Below are 13676 nucleotides of genomic sequence, written 5' to 3' on the forward strand. Positions count from 1 at the left end.
GAAAAAGCTAAGGTGAAACGCCAGCGTGTGCGGCCATCGCCGCGCCGACGATTCCCGCCGTGTTCTGCAGAGCAGCCGCCACCACCGGGGTGCGATTGGTCAGCAGCGGCACCCATTTGTCGGCCTTGCGGCTAATGCCCCCACCCACGATGAACAGGTCGGGCCACAGTGCGTTCTCCACCGCCTCCAAGACCTTGGTGACCTCGGGCGCCCACTGCTTGTAGCTCCAGTCGTTCTTTTCCTTGACCGATGACGCGGCACGATGTTCGGCCTCCATGCCGCCGACCTCGATGTGTCCGAACTCGGTGTTGGGCAACAGGACTCCATTGTGCAGGACCGCGGATCCGATTCCGGTCCCGAACGTCAAGAGCACGACGACGCCTGACTGATCCTTGCCCGCGCCGTACCGATCCTCGGCGAGCCCGGCGGCATCGGCGTCATTGAGCACGGCAACGGTTTGGCCACCCAATTCGGCGCTGATGATGTCGTGGACGTTGACGCCCAGCCATGATTTGTCGACGTTCGCGGCGGTGCGTGCCTCGCCATGCACGATCACACCCGGGTAGGTCACACCGACGGGTCCGGTCCACGAGAAATCACGCACGACTGTGGCGATGGTCTCGGCGACAGCCTTCGGCGTGGCGGGCTGGGGCGTCGGGTACTTCACCCGCTCGCCGATCATCTCGCCGGTTGTCAGGTCCACGATCGCGCCTTTGATACCGCTGCCGCCGACGTCGATTCCGAAACCGCGCTGCTCGGACGTGCCGGCTCCCGTCGCGGGTGCGGCCAGCCCGGATTCGGTGGCGGTCATCGGCGCTCCTTGGTTCTGGGTCTGCCTGGTTCGCGGAGCGGGCCGCGAACACAGCCGGAATGCACGGAATGCGAGTGACACCCTAATGCCCCGGGGGACGCCGCGCGTGTTGCTCGCGCCTGTGCTGCGATAGACGCGTGGGAATCGAAGCGGGAGCGCTGCGTTCGGTGGCGGTACGGCTGGCCTCGGAGGCCGCCGAATTCGTGCGGCATCGTCGTGGAAGCGCCGATTGGGCGACGTCCGTACGGACCAAGACCTCCGACACCGATCCGGTGACCCTGGTGGACACCGACTGCGAACGGCTGCTGCGTCGCCGGCTATCGGCGTTGCGCCCCGATGACTCCATCCTGGGGGAGGAGGACGGCGAGACCGGCGGTTCGTCGCCGGAGGCGGGCGCTGGGCACGTGCGCTGGGTGATCGATCCGATCGACGGCACGGTGAACTTCGTTTACGGCATTCCTGCCTACGCCGTGTCGGTGGCCGCACAGGTCGACGGAGTGACGGTGGCGGCTGCGGTGGCCGATATCGCGGCCGATCGCGTCTTCTCGGCGGCGTCAGGCCACGGTGCCACCGTGCGTGAGGCCAATGGCCTGCAGTGGCCGTTGGAGTGCAATCCGATCCGGGAGACGCGGCTTGCGCTGGTGGCCACGGGCTTCGCCTATTCGGCGGTGCGGCGGGAACGTCAGGCGCAGCTGGTCGCGCAGGTGTTGCCCAAGGTGCGTGACGTGCGGCGGATCGGGTCGGCAGCACTGGATCTGTGTGCGGTGGCCGAGGGGCGCGTCGATGCCCAATACGAACATGGGCTGGGGCCCTGGGACTGGGCGGGAGGCGCCCTCATCGCACGCGAGGCCGGTGCCGTACTGGTGTTGCCGGGCAAGGATGCGGTGAGCGCCGACGGCGCGCTCATCTCGGCCGCGGCACCCGGAATCGCCGAGGAGTTCGGTCATCTCCTCACCGATATCGGCGCGATGACGCCGATTCCCGGCTAACAGGTGCTCTGCCGGGCCTTGAGGATGAAATCAGAGTTGGCCTGGTTACCGGATTTGAGGCTGTTGAGCGCCGAGGTGACCGCATTGCCTGAGGCAAGCTCGGTGAACTCACTGCCAAGGGCGAGATCCACCGAATTGTCGGATCGGGTGTCTTCGATGAACTCCACACACGGCGCGACCAGCGAGAGCGTCAGTGCGTTGGCGTACCCGGACTCCCCGAACCGGATCTGCCCGACGCAGTTCAGGCGGGATCCGCTGGGGTAGAACGGGTCGTTATCGGCGGTCGGTGAGGGGAATCCCAGGTCGCGCAGCGTGGCCGATACGTCCCCGGCCTGACCGGCCTGGCCGTTGGCGTTGAGGACACGCGCCCTGACGTCGTTGAGCATGGCGGGGCTGGTTCCTGACAGCGAGGACCGCGACACCGGCTTACCGATGGTTCCGGAGCCGGGTTCGGTCTGCTGAGCGGGCGGGTTACATGCCGTCGCCTCTTTGACCGGCGCTTCCCGGGTGAGCGCCGAGGCCCAGACGAACACGGTGACGACCAGGAGCGCTATCCCCACGCATAGGGCTGGCAAATAGTTCCGGCGGCGAAACGGGCGCCCGTACTTGTCTACCGAGGTGCCCTCGGTGATGTCTGCGACCACGGATGGCACTCTAGGCCAGCGGACTTCCCGGCGACAGACGACGAAATAGACGGGGCGTCCACTACCGTGTGATGCAAATCACACAAGGAACCGACGAGATCCGGGCACTAATAGTTTGTGATGTCCGTTTCAGCCTGGTACAAAGCCTTGCTGCGCCTATGCAGAAGCTTGATGACGAGATGTTGATAAGGGGATGGACGCATGGCTACCGACTACGACGCTCCGAGGCGATCCGACGCCGACGATGTGTCAGAGGACTCGTTAGAGGAGCTCAAGGCTCGTCGTAACGAAGCACAGTCGGCGGTGGTCGATGTCGATGAGGCGGAAACCGCCGAATCGTTCGAGCTACCAGGTGCCGACCTGTCCGGCGAGGAACTTTCGGTTCGGGTCATCCCGAAGCAGGCCGACGAGTTCACGTGTTCGAGCTGCTTCCTGGTGCACCACCGCAGCCGGCTGGCCAGTGAGAAGAACGGCCAGCTGATCTGCACCGACTGCGCGGCCTGAGGTTCGGCGCTAGTCGCGGCCCAGCCGCGTACTAGCTCCGCAGGGCCGCCAGCACCCGATCGGGGTGGCGGCTGCTCACCAGCCAGTAGGGGGTGGGATCGTCGGCATCGTCGAGCACCACCAAAACCAGCGGGCCAATCCATGCGCGGTGCACGACGAAGGCCGCGGGATCGAGTTGGCGGCCGAGCGCCGCACTTTTCGCGCTGGCCGGGATAGCCGCCGACTTGGCGATGACGCTGACCGGTAAGTGGGCCGAGCCCGCGCGCAACTCTGGTGCGCCGTCCGCGCCGGTCGTCACCTCTACGCGGATCCTGCTGAACCACAACAGGACTCCCGCGACAATTGCGAACAGGATTGGGTACGGCACCCAGTTGGGCAGCTGCCGCATGCTCTGGTTGATCTCCAGTGCGAGCAGCGTTGCCGCGCCGAAGCCGGGCAGCGCCCACCACCATGGAACCCAGAGCCGCTCGGAGTAGCGGATGGGTGGCGCGTCGCTGGGGGAGTCCGTCACGCGGCCAAGGGTAGTCTGGGCGATCGTGCCCACACCTACGAGATTGGCCATCGTTCGCCTGGACCGCGAACTGCCTCTGCCCTCCCGCGCGCATGCCGATGATGCGGGAGTAGATCTCTATAGCGCCGAAGACCTGGTGATCGAACCCGGCCGCCGGGCGCTGGTGGGTACCGGTATCGCCGTGGCTATCCCATCGGGGATGGTCGGGTTGGTGCACCCCCGCTCGGGTCTGGCTGCGCGCGTGGGTCTTTCGATCGTTAACAGTCCCGGCACCATCGACGCCGGGTACCGTGGCGAGGTGAAGCTCAGCCTGATCAACCTGGACCCCGAGGCCCCGATCGTCATTGCCCGTGGCGACCGGATCGCCCAGTTGCTGGTTCAGCAGGTTGAGTTACCGGAGCTGGTTGAAGTGGATTCTTTTGACGAGGCCGGTCTGGCGGTGACCACCCGCGGCACGGGTGGGCACGGGTCCAGCGGCGGACATGCGAGTTTGTGATGGCTTTACACCGCAGTGGTGGTCTCAACGACCTGGACGATTCGGCCGACGCCTCCGCTTCGGGGTCGGACGAATCGTTGGACGGCCCATACGAGATCGAGGATTTCGATAGCCCTGAGGACGCCGGAGTCGGACGCCTGGACCTGGGTTCGGTACTTATCCCGGTGCCCGAGGCCGGCCAGATTCAGGTCGAACTGACCGCCGCGGGCACTCCCGGCGCGGTTTTCGTGCTCACGCCCAACGGGCGCTATTCGGTGGCCGCGTACGCCGCACCGAAATCCGCCGGCCTGTGGCGCGAGATCGCGGGCGAGTTGGCTGAATCGCTCCGCAAGGAGGCCGCCGAGGTCTCCATCGCGGACGGTCCGTGGGGCCGTGAGGTCGTCGGAGTCGCCGAGGGAGGCTCCGTGCGCTTCATCGGCGTCGACGGATACCGGTGGATGATCCGCTGCGTGTTGCAGGGTCCCGCCGAGACCTTCGACGCACTGGCGCAGGAGGCCCGCGACGCGGTGGCCGATACCGTCGTCCGTCGCGATGACAGCCCGTACCCCGTGCGGACCCCACTGCCGGTCGCGCTGCCCGAACCGATGCTGGAGCAGCTGCAGGCGGCGCAGGCACAGGCGATGGCCCAGGCCGAAGCCGAGTCCGGCGCTCAGGAGCCCGCACCGCAGGACGATCCAACGCCGGCGGCCCGCCGCAGCGTCTCGGGATCGGCCATGCAGCAGCTGCGGTCCACGATCACCGGCGGCTAGTCGGGATCGAACCGGAACACCGACAGCGTTCCGGCCAGCGCCTCGAACTCATCCGGGGTTCCGCGGCGCACCAGTCCGGCGTTTTTCGCGAACCGCACGCCCACGGGAACCTTCACGGCGAATACCCGCAGCGCACGCCGCGCTATCTCGGGCGGCACGCTGATGATCCTGACGTGCTGGACACGGTGTCGCCGGGTGAGGGTTCCTGAGCCGGCCGCAGCGGCATTACGCGGCCAATCCGAGCCCGGATAGCCCCCGACCGCGTAGAGGTGACCGTCCATCTCGAACGGTGTGATGGGTGTGGGACGGGGACGGCCCGTCGTGCGGCCGGGGACGGTCAGCACCATCGCCGGGCCGGTCGGGATGCCGATACGGTGAAATGCCCGCACCACCTTGTTCATCGGTTTGAGCCACCGCGGCGGGATACTGGTCATGGTTGTCACCGGTTCCGCGGTGCGGACTCGGTGTGCGTGAACTCGGCCCGGAATCTGTCGGCCCAGGCGGCGAAGGTCTCCGCGGGACGCCCGAGTATCCGGTTCACCTCCTGCGTGACCACCGCCGGCACCGTGACCGTGGCAGCCTGCATCGCCAAATACGCGTCGGCGAACTCGGTCGCAAACCCCAGACCCGTGAAGTGCTGACGCACGAGATCGTCGGAAACCTGTAGGTATTCCAACGGCCGATGCAGAACATCCCCGAGTACCGCGACGAGGTCGGTGTTGGTGAATGCCTGCGGACCGGTCAGCGAAATGCGCTGCCCGACGAGATCGTCCGTGAGCAGCGCGTGGGCCGCGATCTCGGAGATGTCGCGGTCCGCGATCGGGGCACTTGAGGCGGACGCATGCGGTCCTCGGACCACGTTGCCCGCTGCGAGCTGGCCCGCCCACATCCCAAGAAAATTCGATGCAAAGATGGTTGGGCGCAAGCTCACCCACTCCACTCCGGAATCGATGGCGTACTGCTCCACCTCCTTGTTTCGGTCGCCGCGGAACCGTGACGGTTGCCGGGAGAAGTCGTCGTCGCAGTTGATCGCCGAGAGGGCAACCAGGCGGGTAACTCCCTCGCGTACAGCCTGATCCACAAAATCGGCGAGATTTTCCCCAAGCGCCCGGGAGTTCAGGAAGACGGCGGTGGCGCCGCTGATACCGGCGCGCGCCGACTCGATGGATTTCACCTGCGGCGAGAAATCCGCGTGCTCGGGGTGGCGGGTGACCGCGCGCACCTCGGCGCCAGCCCGTGCCAGTAGATCCACCAGGGGGCGCCCCACATTGCCTGTTGCGCCGGTGACGAGAATTGTCATGTCGGATACTCCAATTCGGGAGGTTCGGATGGCTCTGCATGTTTCGGCCAAAGCGGCCACATGAGTACGACGGGACGCGAGCGCGGAAAGTTACTGGCGGGATCGGTAACTTTCCGGGCCGTGGAATCGTCGTAGTGACATGAGTTCCTCGTCGACGCACGACGCGCTGGTGGCTGCGGCCTGGCGCGAGCATTACCCCTACCTGGTGAATCTCGCCTATCAGATGCTCGGAGATGTCGGCGATGCCGAGGACTGCGTCCAAGAGGCGTTCATGCGGCTGGCCCGCGCGGATGAGACGCAGATCGACGAGCCGCGCGCGTGGTTATCGGTGGTGACTGGTCGGTTGTGCCTGGACCAGCTGCGTTCGGCACGTATGCGCCGCGAGCAGACAGGCATCACATCGATAGTGGAATCCGGTGCACCGCTGTATTTTTCGGTGACCGCAGATCCGGTCGACAGGGTCACTCTGGACGATGAGGTGCGAGGCGCCCTCTGGGAGGTATTACGAGCGCTCAGTCCCGGCGAGCGGGTCGCGTTCGTCTTGCATGACGTATTCGGAGTTCCGTTCGAGGAGATCGCGTCCACGGTGGGCCGCCCGGTGGGCACGTGCCGTCAGCTTGCCCGGCGCGCCCGGATCAGATTCCAGCAGTCCCCATCGCGTACCGGTGATGTCACCGGTGCCGAGCACCGGGAACTGATCGAAAAGTTCGTGACCGCCTGCGCCAACGGCGATCTGTCCGGACTGATGGGGGTGCTGGATTCCAGCGTCTGGGGGGTCGGCACCATAATCGGAGACCCCGCACCGGCGCCGCAGGTCAACCACGGACGCACCGATGTCGCAACGAATCTGCTCATGTACCTGGGGCATGGCGCCACTCTGGTGGGTGGGCCGTTCGGGCAACCCGTCCTGCTGGCCTTCATGCAGCGCAGACTCTTCGCGGTCGTCACCTTGACGGTGCGTGACGGCCTGGTACTCAAGATCGAGGCCACGGCCGACCCGGCGGCACGAGGACTCTGACTCAAATATCGCTCAGCGCACCGACGCAGGCCTGCCCCAGGCAGGACGGGTTCGCGCCCAGCTGATCGAGGGTGAACGTGCGCAGTGCGCCGCGCGGTGCCCAGGACGCCCAGTCCTGGCCGACCGCGAGGGGATGTATCGGATCATCGGTGGCCGCCGCCACCGCCAGCGGCACGGCCAATCCGCGGATGTCGTCGGCAGTCGGGTTCACAAAGCCCGACACCGCATCCATGGCATTGGGCAGGCCGGGCCACTGGGCGGCCCATGAGCGGGCGAGCTCAGCGCCCAGCCAGGCGGGGCTGCTGGCCTGCATTGCGGCTGTCACCGCCGCCAACCCGTCGGTGCGCAGCGATTCCGCGGTGACCCGGGCGGACACCGAAGCAGGCGAGTTTTCCGGCTTACCCGTCCACGCCGGCATCGCCGCCAGTACCGCGACCGTGGCCCCGGGGTTTTGCAGCGCCCACGTCAGGGCCACGGCGGTGCCGATGGACATCCCGCCGACAACGATCGGGCCTTTGCGGGCTGCCTGATCGAGTGCCCGCAGGTAGCCGTTGACCAGGTCATTCGGCTCCGGACGTACCGCGATCAGGGCGGCGCCCGCATCGCTGAGCGCGGAGCCGAACGCCCTGGTGATGAAGTCGTCGTCGGAGCCCGTGCCGGGCATGAGAACCGCCGTGTGGCCCTCCAGTTCGGGGGATGGGCCGTGTGCGGCGAGACCGTTGATGGGCGTCACGCACCTGATCTTGCCCGGTGTGCGGGACACCCCGGGGGCCGCCTGGCATCGGGGCGTGCAAAGGTCTACCGTGGCGGTTGCACCGATGAGCCGCTTGCGCCAAAGAGGCTCCACGAGCGATCACACGATCGGGCATGTTGAGAGGCCAGGACGAGAAGTGGCTACCACAGGCGGTTATCTGCGTCGACTAACTCGTCGGCTGACAGAGGACCTGGAGCAAGTAGACGCCGAGAAAATCGGTGACGACGCCGCCGCCACCGGTGCTCAGCGCGTCATCGATTGTCAGCGGGGCCAAGAGGTCACCATGTGTGGGACGTTGCGCACGGTAGAAACCAACTCCAAGGGCTGCGTGGCCGGCGTAAAGGCCGAGCTGTTCGACGGCACCGACACCGTGACGCTGGTCTGGCTGGGCCAGCGCCGCATTCCGGGTATCGAGTCGGGCCGCACCCTGCTGGTGCGCGGCCGGCTCGGCAAGCTCGAGAACGGCGGCAAGGTGATTCACAACCCGTACTACGAGATTCAGCGCTAAGTGCCGGAGACCCCATCGCACGAGCCTGAGGAAGGCTCGGCTGATTCCGACGCGCACGAGGGCCCGCATCTGAGGATCAGCGTGCCCGGGACCAAGCCCGAGGAGCCGGGAAGCTCGCCGCTGCACGAAATGTGGCATCAGGCCGGGGGTTGGCAGGGAATCGTCTACTCGTCGATTCCGGTCATCGTTTTCGTTGTCGCGGTCAGCGTCTCCTCGCTGATGCCCGCGATCGTCTCGGCCCTGGTCGCGGCGACCCTGATCCTGATCTGGCGCCTGATCCGGCGCGAGTCACTGCAACCGGCGTTCTCCGGTTTCATCAGCGTAGGTATCAGCGCGCTGATCGCCTACCTGCTCGGAGAAGCAAAGGGCTACTTCCTCATTGGGATCTGGGCCAACTTCTTCTGGGGCACGGTCTTCCTGGTGTCGGTCATCATTCGCCGACCGATCGTCGGCTATGCGTACAGCTGGGCGACCGGCAGCGACATGTCGTGGCGCGCCAACCGGCGCATCGTGATGGCTTTCGATATCGCCACGGTGTCCTGGATCGTGTTGTTCGCCACCCGATTTGTGGTGCAGCAGTGGCTGTACCTGGCGGGTAACACGGCCTGGCTGGGCGGCACCAAGATCGCGATGGGCTGGCCACTGACGGCCGTCGGCGCATTGATCACGCTGCTGGTGATCCGTTATGTGCGCCGTCACACCGACAACGCGCTCGAGGAATCCCCGAGCAGCCCCTAACCGAGTACGACGCGGTGGAGCTCGTCCTCGATATCCGCGGTGGCGACCAGGATCAGCTCATCGCCGCCTTCGAGGGGCTCGTCGGGCTGTACCGGAATGACCCGTGATCCGCGCAGAATCGCCACCAGCACCGCGTCGCGGGGGAGTTCCAGTTTTCGCACCGGCTTACCGGCCCACGGGGTGTCATCGGGGAGGGTGATCTCCACCAGATTGGCCTGTCCGCGCCGGAACTCCATGAGGCGCACCACGTCGCCCACGGCGACGGCCTCCTCGACGAGGGAGGCCAGCATGCGCGGGGTGGATACCGCGACATCGACGCCCCAGGCATCGTCGAAGAGCCACTCGTTGCGTGGATCGTTCACGCGGGCGACGACGCGCGGTACCGCGAACTCGGTCTTGGCGAGCAGGCTCAGCACCAGGTTGGCCTTGTCGTCACCGGTCGCGGCGATCACCACATCAAAGGTGTGCAGCTCTTCGGCTTCCAGCAGACTGATCTCGCAGGCGTCACCGAGCCGCCAATGGGCCTCGGGTACCGCCTCGGGGTCGATGTGCTCGGGGTTACGTTCCAGCAGGGTGACCTCGTGCCGGCTCTCGATGAGCTCGCGCGCGATGGAGCGACCGACGGCCCCTGCGCCTCCGATAGCGACCTTCATCGGGCACCCCCGTGGTCGTCGTCGGCATCCTCGCCGGGTGGCTGCGCCGCGATCGCCATCGCCTCGGCAGCACGTCCCGACACCGCGGAGACGTACACCTCGTCGCTGTCCTGGATGACCGTCTTGGCGTCGGGAAGCAGGCCCGTGCCAAACCGGATGATGAAGGCCGCGCGCGCACCGGTGGCAGTCTCCAGTGCCGTGATGCGCTTACCGATCCATTCTTCGTGCAGAGCCAGTTCGGTGACCACGACCGAACCGGACGGATCACGCCACTTGGTGGTGTCGCTTTCCCTGGTGAGGGCGTGCAGCAGACGATCGGTCGTCCACGGCACGGTGGCGACGGTGGGGATACCCAGCCGCTCGTAGACGGCGGCACGCTTGGCGTCGTAGATACGGGCCACCACACGCTCGACACCGAAGGTCTCACGGGCCGCCCGGGCCGAGATGATGTTCGAGTTGTCACCGGAGGAGACCGCGGCGAAGGCCTGTGCCCGCTCGATCCCTGCCCGTAATAGAACGTCGCGATCAAAACCCATGCCGACGATGCGTTCGCCGGTGAATTCGGGGCTGAGCCGGTTGAAGGCGGAGGCTTCCTTGTCGATGATCGCCACCTCGTGGCCGATTCTGGCCAGGCCTCCGGCCAGCGCGGCGCCTACGCGCCCGCAGCCCATCACCACTACTCGCACCGGAAGACCTTTCTGGGTAGGCGTTCGTCTTAGTACCAGTCGCAATACTGAACGCCGCGTCACGGCACCCGACACAGCGATGTCAAGTGAGACCGTACCGCGATTGCTCGCGTGGCCTAATGTTGGCGTTCGTGTCTACGCTTTCCAAGCTGTCGACGGCGGCTCGGCGCCTGGTAATCGGCCGACCGTTTCGTAGCGACAGCCTTGGCCATACCCTGCTGCCGAAGCGCATCGCGCTGCCGGTTTTCGCCTCCGACGCGCTGTCCTCGGTGGCGTACGCGCCCGAGGAAATCTTCTTGGTGCTGTCGGTCGCGGGGATGTCCGCCTATGCGATGACGCCGTGGATCGGGCTCGCGGTCGCCGCCGTCATGATGGTGGTGGTGGCGAGTTACCGGCAGAACGTGCACGCCTACCCGTCCGGTGGTGGTGACTATGAGGTGGTCACCACCAATCTCGGGCCTACCGCGGGCCTGACAGTCGGCAGCGCCCTGCTGGTGGATTACGTGTTGACCGTTGCCGTTTCCATGTCCTCGGCGATGTCGAACATCGGATCGGCCATTCCGCTTGTCGCGCAGCACAAGGTCACTTTCGCGGTGGTCGCCATCGTGATCCTGATGTCGATGAATCTGCGCGGAGTCCGCGAATCAGGGGCCGCGTTCGCAATTCCCACGTACGCGTTCATGATCGGCATGTATCTCATGCTCGGCTGGGGCCTTTTCCAGATCTATGTGCTAGGCACCCCGCTGAGAGCGGAGTCGGCCTCGTTCGAGATGCACGGCGAAGGCAGCGGCATCCTGGGCTTCGCGCTGGTGTTCCTTGTCGCACGGGCCTTCTCATCCGGCTGTGCGGCATTGACAGGTGTGGAGGCGATCAGCAATGGCGTGCCCGCCTTCCGGAAACCCAAGTCACGCAACGCGGCCACGACGCTGTTGCTCCTCGGCGGCATCGCCATCACCCTGTTTATGGGCATCATCCTGCTGGCCGAGCGCACCGGAGCCAAGATCGCCGAGGACCCCGCCACGCAATTAGTAGGTGCGCCCGCCAACTACCACCAGAAGACCCTAGTTGCCCAGCTGGCCGAGGCGGTGTTCGGCGACTTCCGGATCGGTTTCCTGTTCATCACCGTGGTGACGGCGCTCATCTTGGTGCTGGCCGCCAACACCGCATTCAATGGTTTCCCGGTGCTCGGATCGATTCTGGCGCAGGACCGTTACCTGCCGCGCCAGCTGCACACGCGCGGTGACCGGCTGGCGTTCTCCAACGGCATCATCTTCTTGTCGGCCGTCGCCATCCTGTTCGTGGTGGCGTTCAAGGCCGAGGTGACCGCCCTCATTCAGCTCTACATCGTCGGTGTCTTCGTGTCCTTCACGCTCAGCCAAATTGGCATGGTGCGGCACTGGACCCGATTGCTCAAGACCGAGACCGACCCGGCGGTGCGCGGCAAGATGATCCGCTCGCGCATCATCAACACCATCGGTTTCATCATGACCGGGGCGGTGCTGCTGGTTGTCCTGGTCACCAAATTCCTTGCCGGAGCATGGATCGCCATCCTGGCGATGGGTCTGCTGTTCGTGCTCATGAAGATGATCCACAAGCACTACAACACGGTGGCGCGCGAGCTGGACAATCACGAGGGTGAGGTGGTGCTGCCCAGCCGCACCCATGCCGTCGTCCTCGTCTCCAAGGTGCATCAGCCGACGCTGCGCGCCCTGGCCTACGCGCGGGCCACTCGTCCCGACGCACTGGAAGCGGTCACCGTCAGCGTCGATGACCGGGACACCCGGGAGCTTGTCAGGGATTGGGAGACAAGCGATATCAGCACCCCGCTGAAAGTGATCGCGTCCCCGTACCGCGAAATCACCCGGCCGATCCTGGACTACGTCAAGCGCATCAGCAAGGAAGCGCCGCGCACGGTTGTCTGCATCTTCATCCCCGAGTATGTGGTGGGGCACTGGTGGGAGCAGGTGCTGCATAACCAAAGTGCGCTGCGACTCAAGGGCCGCTTGCTGTTCGTCCCCAATGTCATGGTGACATCCGTTCCGTGGCAGCTTGACTCGTCCGAACGTCGCCGCGAACTCGACAGGCAGTCCGCACCCGGCGACTCGCGGCGAGGGTTCGACTCCTAGATGGCAATCGGCGAAATTCTCGAAGTCCAGACCGGCGGGCCTGCTAACGGGGGCAGCGTGGTGGCCCGGCACGACGGGCGCGTCATCTTCGTCAGATACGCGTTACCGGGCGAGCGGGTACGTGTCCAGATCACCGATGATCGGCAAGCCAGCTTCTGGCATGGCGCCGCCATTGAGGTCCTCGACCCGTCACCGCACCGCATCGGCCCGATATGTCCCATCGCGCACGGCAGTGGCGAATCTGGTTGCTGTGACCTGTCTTTCGTCGACCCGGCCTATCTGCGTGAACTCAAGGGCGATGTGGTGAGCCAGCAGCTGGCGCGCCTGGGCAAGTACGAGTGGCAAGGCGTGGCCGAACAGCTGGGAGATGGAGATTCCACCGGGTGGCGGACTCGGGTGCGTTTGGATGTGAATGCCCTGGGCCAGCCCGGTTTTCACCGGTATCACAGCGACGAGCTGGTGACCGACCTGCGCTGTGCCCAGGTTGTGCCGGGGTTGCTCGATGGGCTCGATGAACCGGCTCTCGGCGCGGAGGGGCCGCTGCATGCGGTGATGGACGATCAGGGGCGCCGGCATGTTCTGCGTGCGCGTTCGGTGGTCGAGGGTGAAGACGTCGCGGTTCAGAAGGTGGGGGACCGGCACTGGTTGGTGCCGGTGACGGCTTTCTGGCAGGCGCACCGCGACGCGGCGAACACCTACAGCCAGCTGGTCTCGGAATGGGCCGAGCTTGAACCGGGCATGAGCGCTTGGGATTTGTACGGTGGTGTCGGGGTTTTCGCCGCAGCACTGGGAGAAGCAGTGGGAACCAAGGGGCGTGTGGTCAGCGTCGACACCTCCCGGCCGGCATTCCGCAGCGCCAAGAACGCTTTGGGAGATCTGCGACAGGTCAGCATGATCTGCGGATCGGTACGCCACGCCCTGCGTGACCTGGGTAAGGCCGATGTCGCGGTGCTGGACCCGCCCCGGGCGGGCGCCGGTCGTGACGTCATCGGGCGAATCGCCGAGACGGGCGTACCCAGGGTTATCCATATCGGTTGTGAGGCAGCGGCATTCGCCCGCGATGTGGGCTTGTACCTGGAGCGTGGATATCAGGTGCGTGAGTTGCGGCTGTTCGATGCGTTCCCGCTGACGCACCACATCGAAAGCTTTGCGCTGCTCACCCGATGAGACAGCGGCAGGTGTAAAGATC

At 65.7% G+C, this 13676-nt stretch carries 17 protein-coding genes; 9 read left to right on the top strand and 8 right to left on the bottom strand.

What is annotated here, in order from left to right:
* Nucleotides 1-7: 7 nt before the first annotated feature.
* Nucleotides 8-811 carry a polyphosphate--glucose phosphotransferase gene (locus AOT83_RS16270; RefSeq protein ID WP_030093784.1) on the bottom strand — a complete coding sequence of 268 codons (804 nt, stop codon included), beginning with the start codon at nucleotides 809-811 and terminating at the stop codon, nucleotides 8-10.
* 158 nt (nucleotides 812-969) lie between these two features.
* Here AOT83_RS16270 and AOT83_RS16275 point away from each other — a divergent pair, with 158 nt between their 5' ends.
* Nucleotides 970-1800 (top strand): inositol monophosphatase family protein, encoded by an 831-nt coding sequence (locus AOT83_RS16275; RefSeq protein ID WP_030093783.1) that lies wholly within the window; start codon nucleotides 970-972, stop codon nucleotides 1798-1800.
* Here the strand turns inward: AOT83_RS16275 and cei are convergent.
* Nucleotides 1797-2444, bottom strand: coding sequence for an envelope integrity protein Cei (gene cei, locus AOT83_RS16280; protein WP_057966188.1), 648 nt, complete (start codon nucleotides 2442-2444; stop codon nucleotides 1797-1799). The genes AOT83_RS16275 and cei overlap by 4 nt on opposite strands.
* 201 nt (nucleotides 2445-2645) lie before the next feature.
* Between cei and AOT83_RS16285 the strand changes: the two genes are divergently transcribed.
* Complete coding sequence (locus AOT83_RS16285; RefSeq protein ID WP_005057245.1) at nucleotides 2646-2948, top strand: DUF4193 domain-containing protein; 303 nt, start codon at nucleotides 2646-2648, stop codon at nucleotides 2946-2948.
* 31 nt (nucleotides 2949-2979) lie between these two features.
* Here AOT83_RS16285 and AOT83_RS16290 read toward each other — a convergent pair whose 3' ends face one another.
* Nucleotides 2980-3492, bottom strand: a complete 513-nt coding sequence (locus tag AOT83_RS16290) for a DUF3093 domain-containing protein (RefSeq protein ID WP_057966187.1) — start codon at nucleotides 3490-3492, stop codon at nucleotides 2980-2982.
* A 10-nt stretch (nucleotides 3493-3502) separates the two neighbouring features.
* Between AOT83_RS16290 and dut the strand changes: the two genes are divergently transcribed.
* Both dut and AOT83_RS16300 read left to right on the top strand, forming a co-directional pair.
* Nucleotides 3503-3955 (top strand): dUTP diphosphatase, encoded by a 453-nt coding sequence (gene dut / locus AOT83_RS16295; protein ID WP_030093780.1) that lies wholly within the window; start codon nucleotides 3503-3505, stop codon nucleotides 3953-3955.
* The gene (locus AOT83_RS16300; protein WP_057966086.1) at nucleotides 3955-4704 is read left to right on the top strand and encodes a DUF3710 domain-containing protein; all 750 of its coding nucleotides are present in this window, start codon (nucleotides 3955-3957) and stop codon (nucleotides 4702-4704) included. Before dut ends, AOT83_RS16300 begins: the two co-directional genes overlap by 1 nt.
* On the opposite strand, the gene AOT83_RS16305 is transcribed toward AOT83_RS16300, so the two are convergent.
* Nucleotides 4701-5105, bottom strand: a complete 405-nt coding sequence (locus AOT83_RS16305) for a nitroreductase/quinone reductase family protein (RefSeq protein ID WP_081343757.1) — start codon at nucleotides 5103-5105, stop codon at nucleotides 4701-4703. The two genes, AOT83_RS16300 and AOT83_RS16305, sit on opposite strands and share 4 nt — an antisense overlap.
* Before the next feature lie 38 nt (nucleotides 5106-5143).
* The gene (locus tag AOT83_RS16310; protein WP_057966084.1) at nucleotides 5144-6004 is read right to left on the bottom strand and encodes an NAD(P)H-binding protein; all 861 of its coding nucleotides are present in this window, start codon (nucleotides 6002-6004) and stop codon (nucleotides 5144-5146) included.
* Between the two features lie 139 nt (nucleotides 6005-6143).
* Here AOT83_RS16310 and sigI point away from each other — a divergent pair, with 139 nt between their 5' ends.
* A complete protein-coding gene (gene sigI, locus AOT83_RS16315) occupies nucleotides 6144-7022 on the top strand; it encodes an RNA polymerase sigma factor SigI (RefSeq protein WP_057966083.1) in 879 nt (292 codons plus the stop codon).
* Nucleotide 7023: 1 nt separating this feature from the next.
* Here sigI and AOT83_RS16320 read toward each other — a convergent pair whose 3' ends face one another.
* Complete coding sequence (locus AOT83_RS16320; RefSeq protein WP_057966186.1) at nucleotides 7024-7686, bottom strand: hypothetical protein; 663 nt, start codon at nucleotides 7684-7686, stop codon at nucleotides 7024-7026.
* Nucleotides 7687-7912: 226 nt separating this feature from the next.
* On the opposite strand from AOT83_RS16320, the gene AOT83_RS16325 reads away from it, so the two are divergent.
* The gene (locus AOT83_RS16325; protein ID WP_030093774.1) at nucleotides 7913-8284 is read left to right on the top strand and encodes an OB-fold nucleic acid binding domain-containing protein; all 372 of its coding nucleotides are present in this window, start codon (nucleotides 7913-7915) and stop codon (nucleotides 8282-8284) included.
* The gene (locus tag AOT83_RS16330) at nucleotides 8285-9022 is read left to right on the top strand and encodes a DUF3159 domain-containing protein (protein ID WP_057966082.1); all 738 of its coding nucleotides are present in this window, start codon (nucleotides 8285-8287) and stop codon (nucleotides 9020-9022) included.
* Here the strand turns inward: AOT83_RS16330 and AOT83_RS16335 are convergent.
* Nucleotides 9019-9675, bottom strand: a complete 657-nt coding sequence (locus AOT83_RS16335; RefSeq protein ID WP_030093772.1) for a TrkA family potassium uptake protein — start codon at nucleotides 9673-9675, stop codon at nucleotides 9019-9021. The two genes, AOT83_RS16330 and AOT83_RS16335, sit on opposite strands and share 4 nt — an antisense overlap.
* Entirely contained in the window at nucleotides 9672-10361 is a 690-nt protein-coding gene (locus AOT83_RS16340; protein WP_030093771.1) for a TrkA family potassium uptake protein, read from the bottom strand. Before AOT83_RS16340 ends, AOT83_RS16335 begins: the two co-directional genes overlap by 4 nt.
* Nucleotides 10362-10492: 131 nt before the next feature.
* On the opposite strand from AOT83_RS16340, the gene AOT83_RS16345 reads away from it, so the two are divergent.
* Together AOT83_RS16345 and AOT83_RS16350 are read left to right on the top strand one after the other, a co-directional pair.
* Entirely contained in the window at nucleotides 10493-12487 is a 1995-nt protein-coding gene (locus AOT83_RS16345; RefSeq protein ID WP_234797663.1) for an APC family permease, read from the top strand.
* Nucleotides 12488-13654: a TRAM domain-containing protein gene (locus tag AOT83_RS16350; RefSeq protein ID WP_057966080.1), complete on the top strand. Its 1167-nt coding sequence runs from the start codon at nucleotides 12488-12490 to the stop codon at nucleotides 13652-13654.
* Nucleotides 13655-13676 lie beyond the last annotated feature (22 nt).

Origin of the sequence: Mycobacteroides sp. H001 (assembly GCF_001440005.1) — a bacterium.
Lineage (GTDB): Bacteria > Actinomycetota > Actinomycetes > Mycobacteriales > Mycobacteriaceae > Mycobacterium > Mycobacterium gwanakae.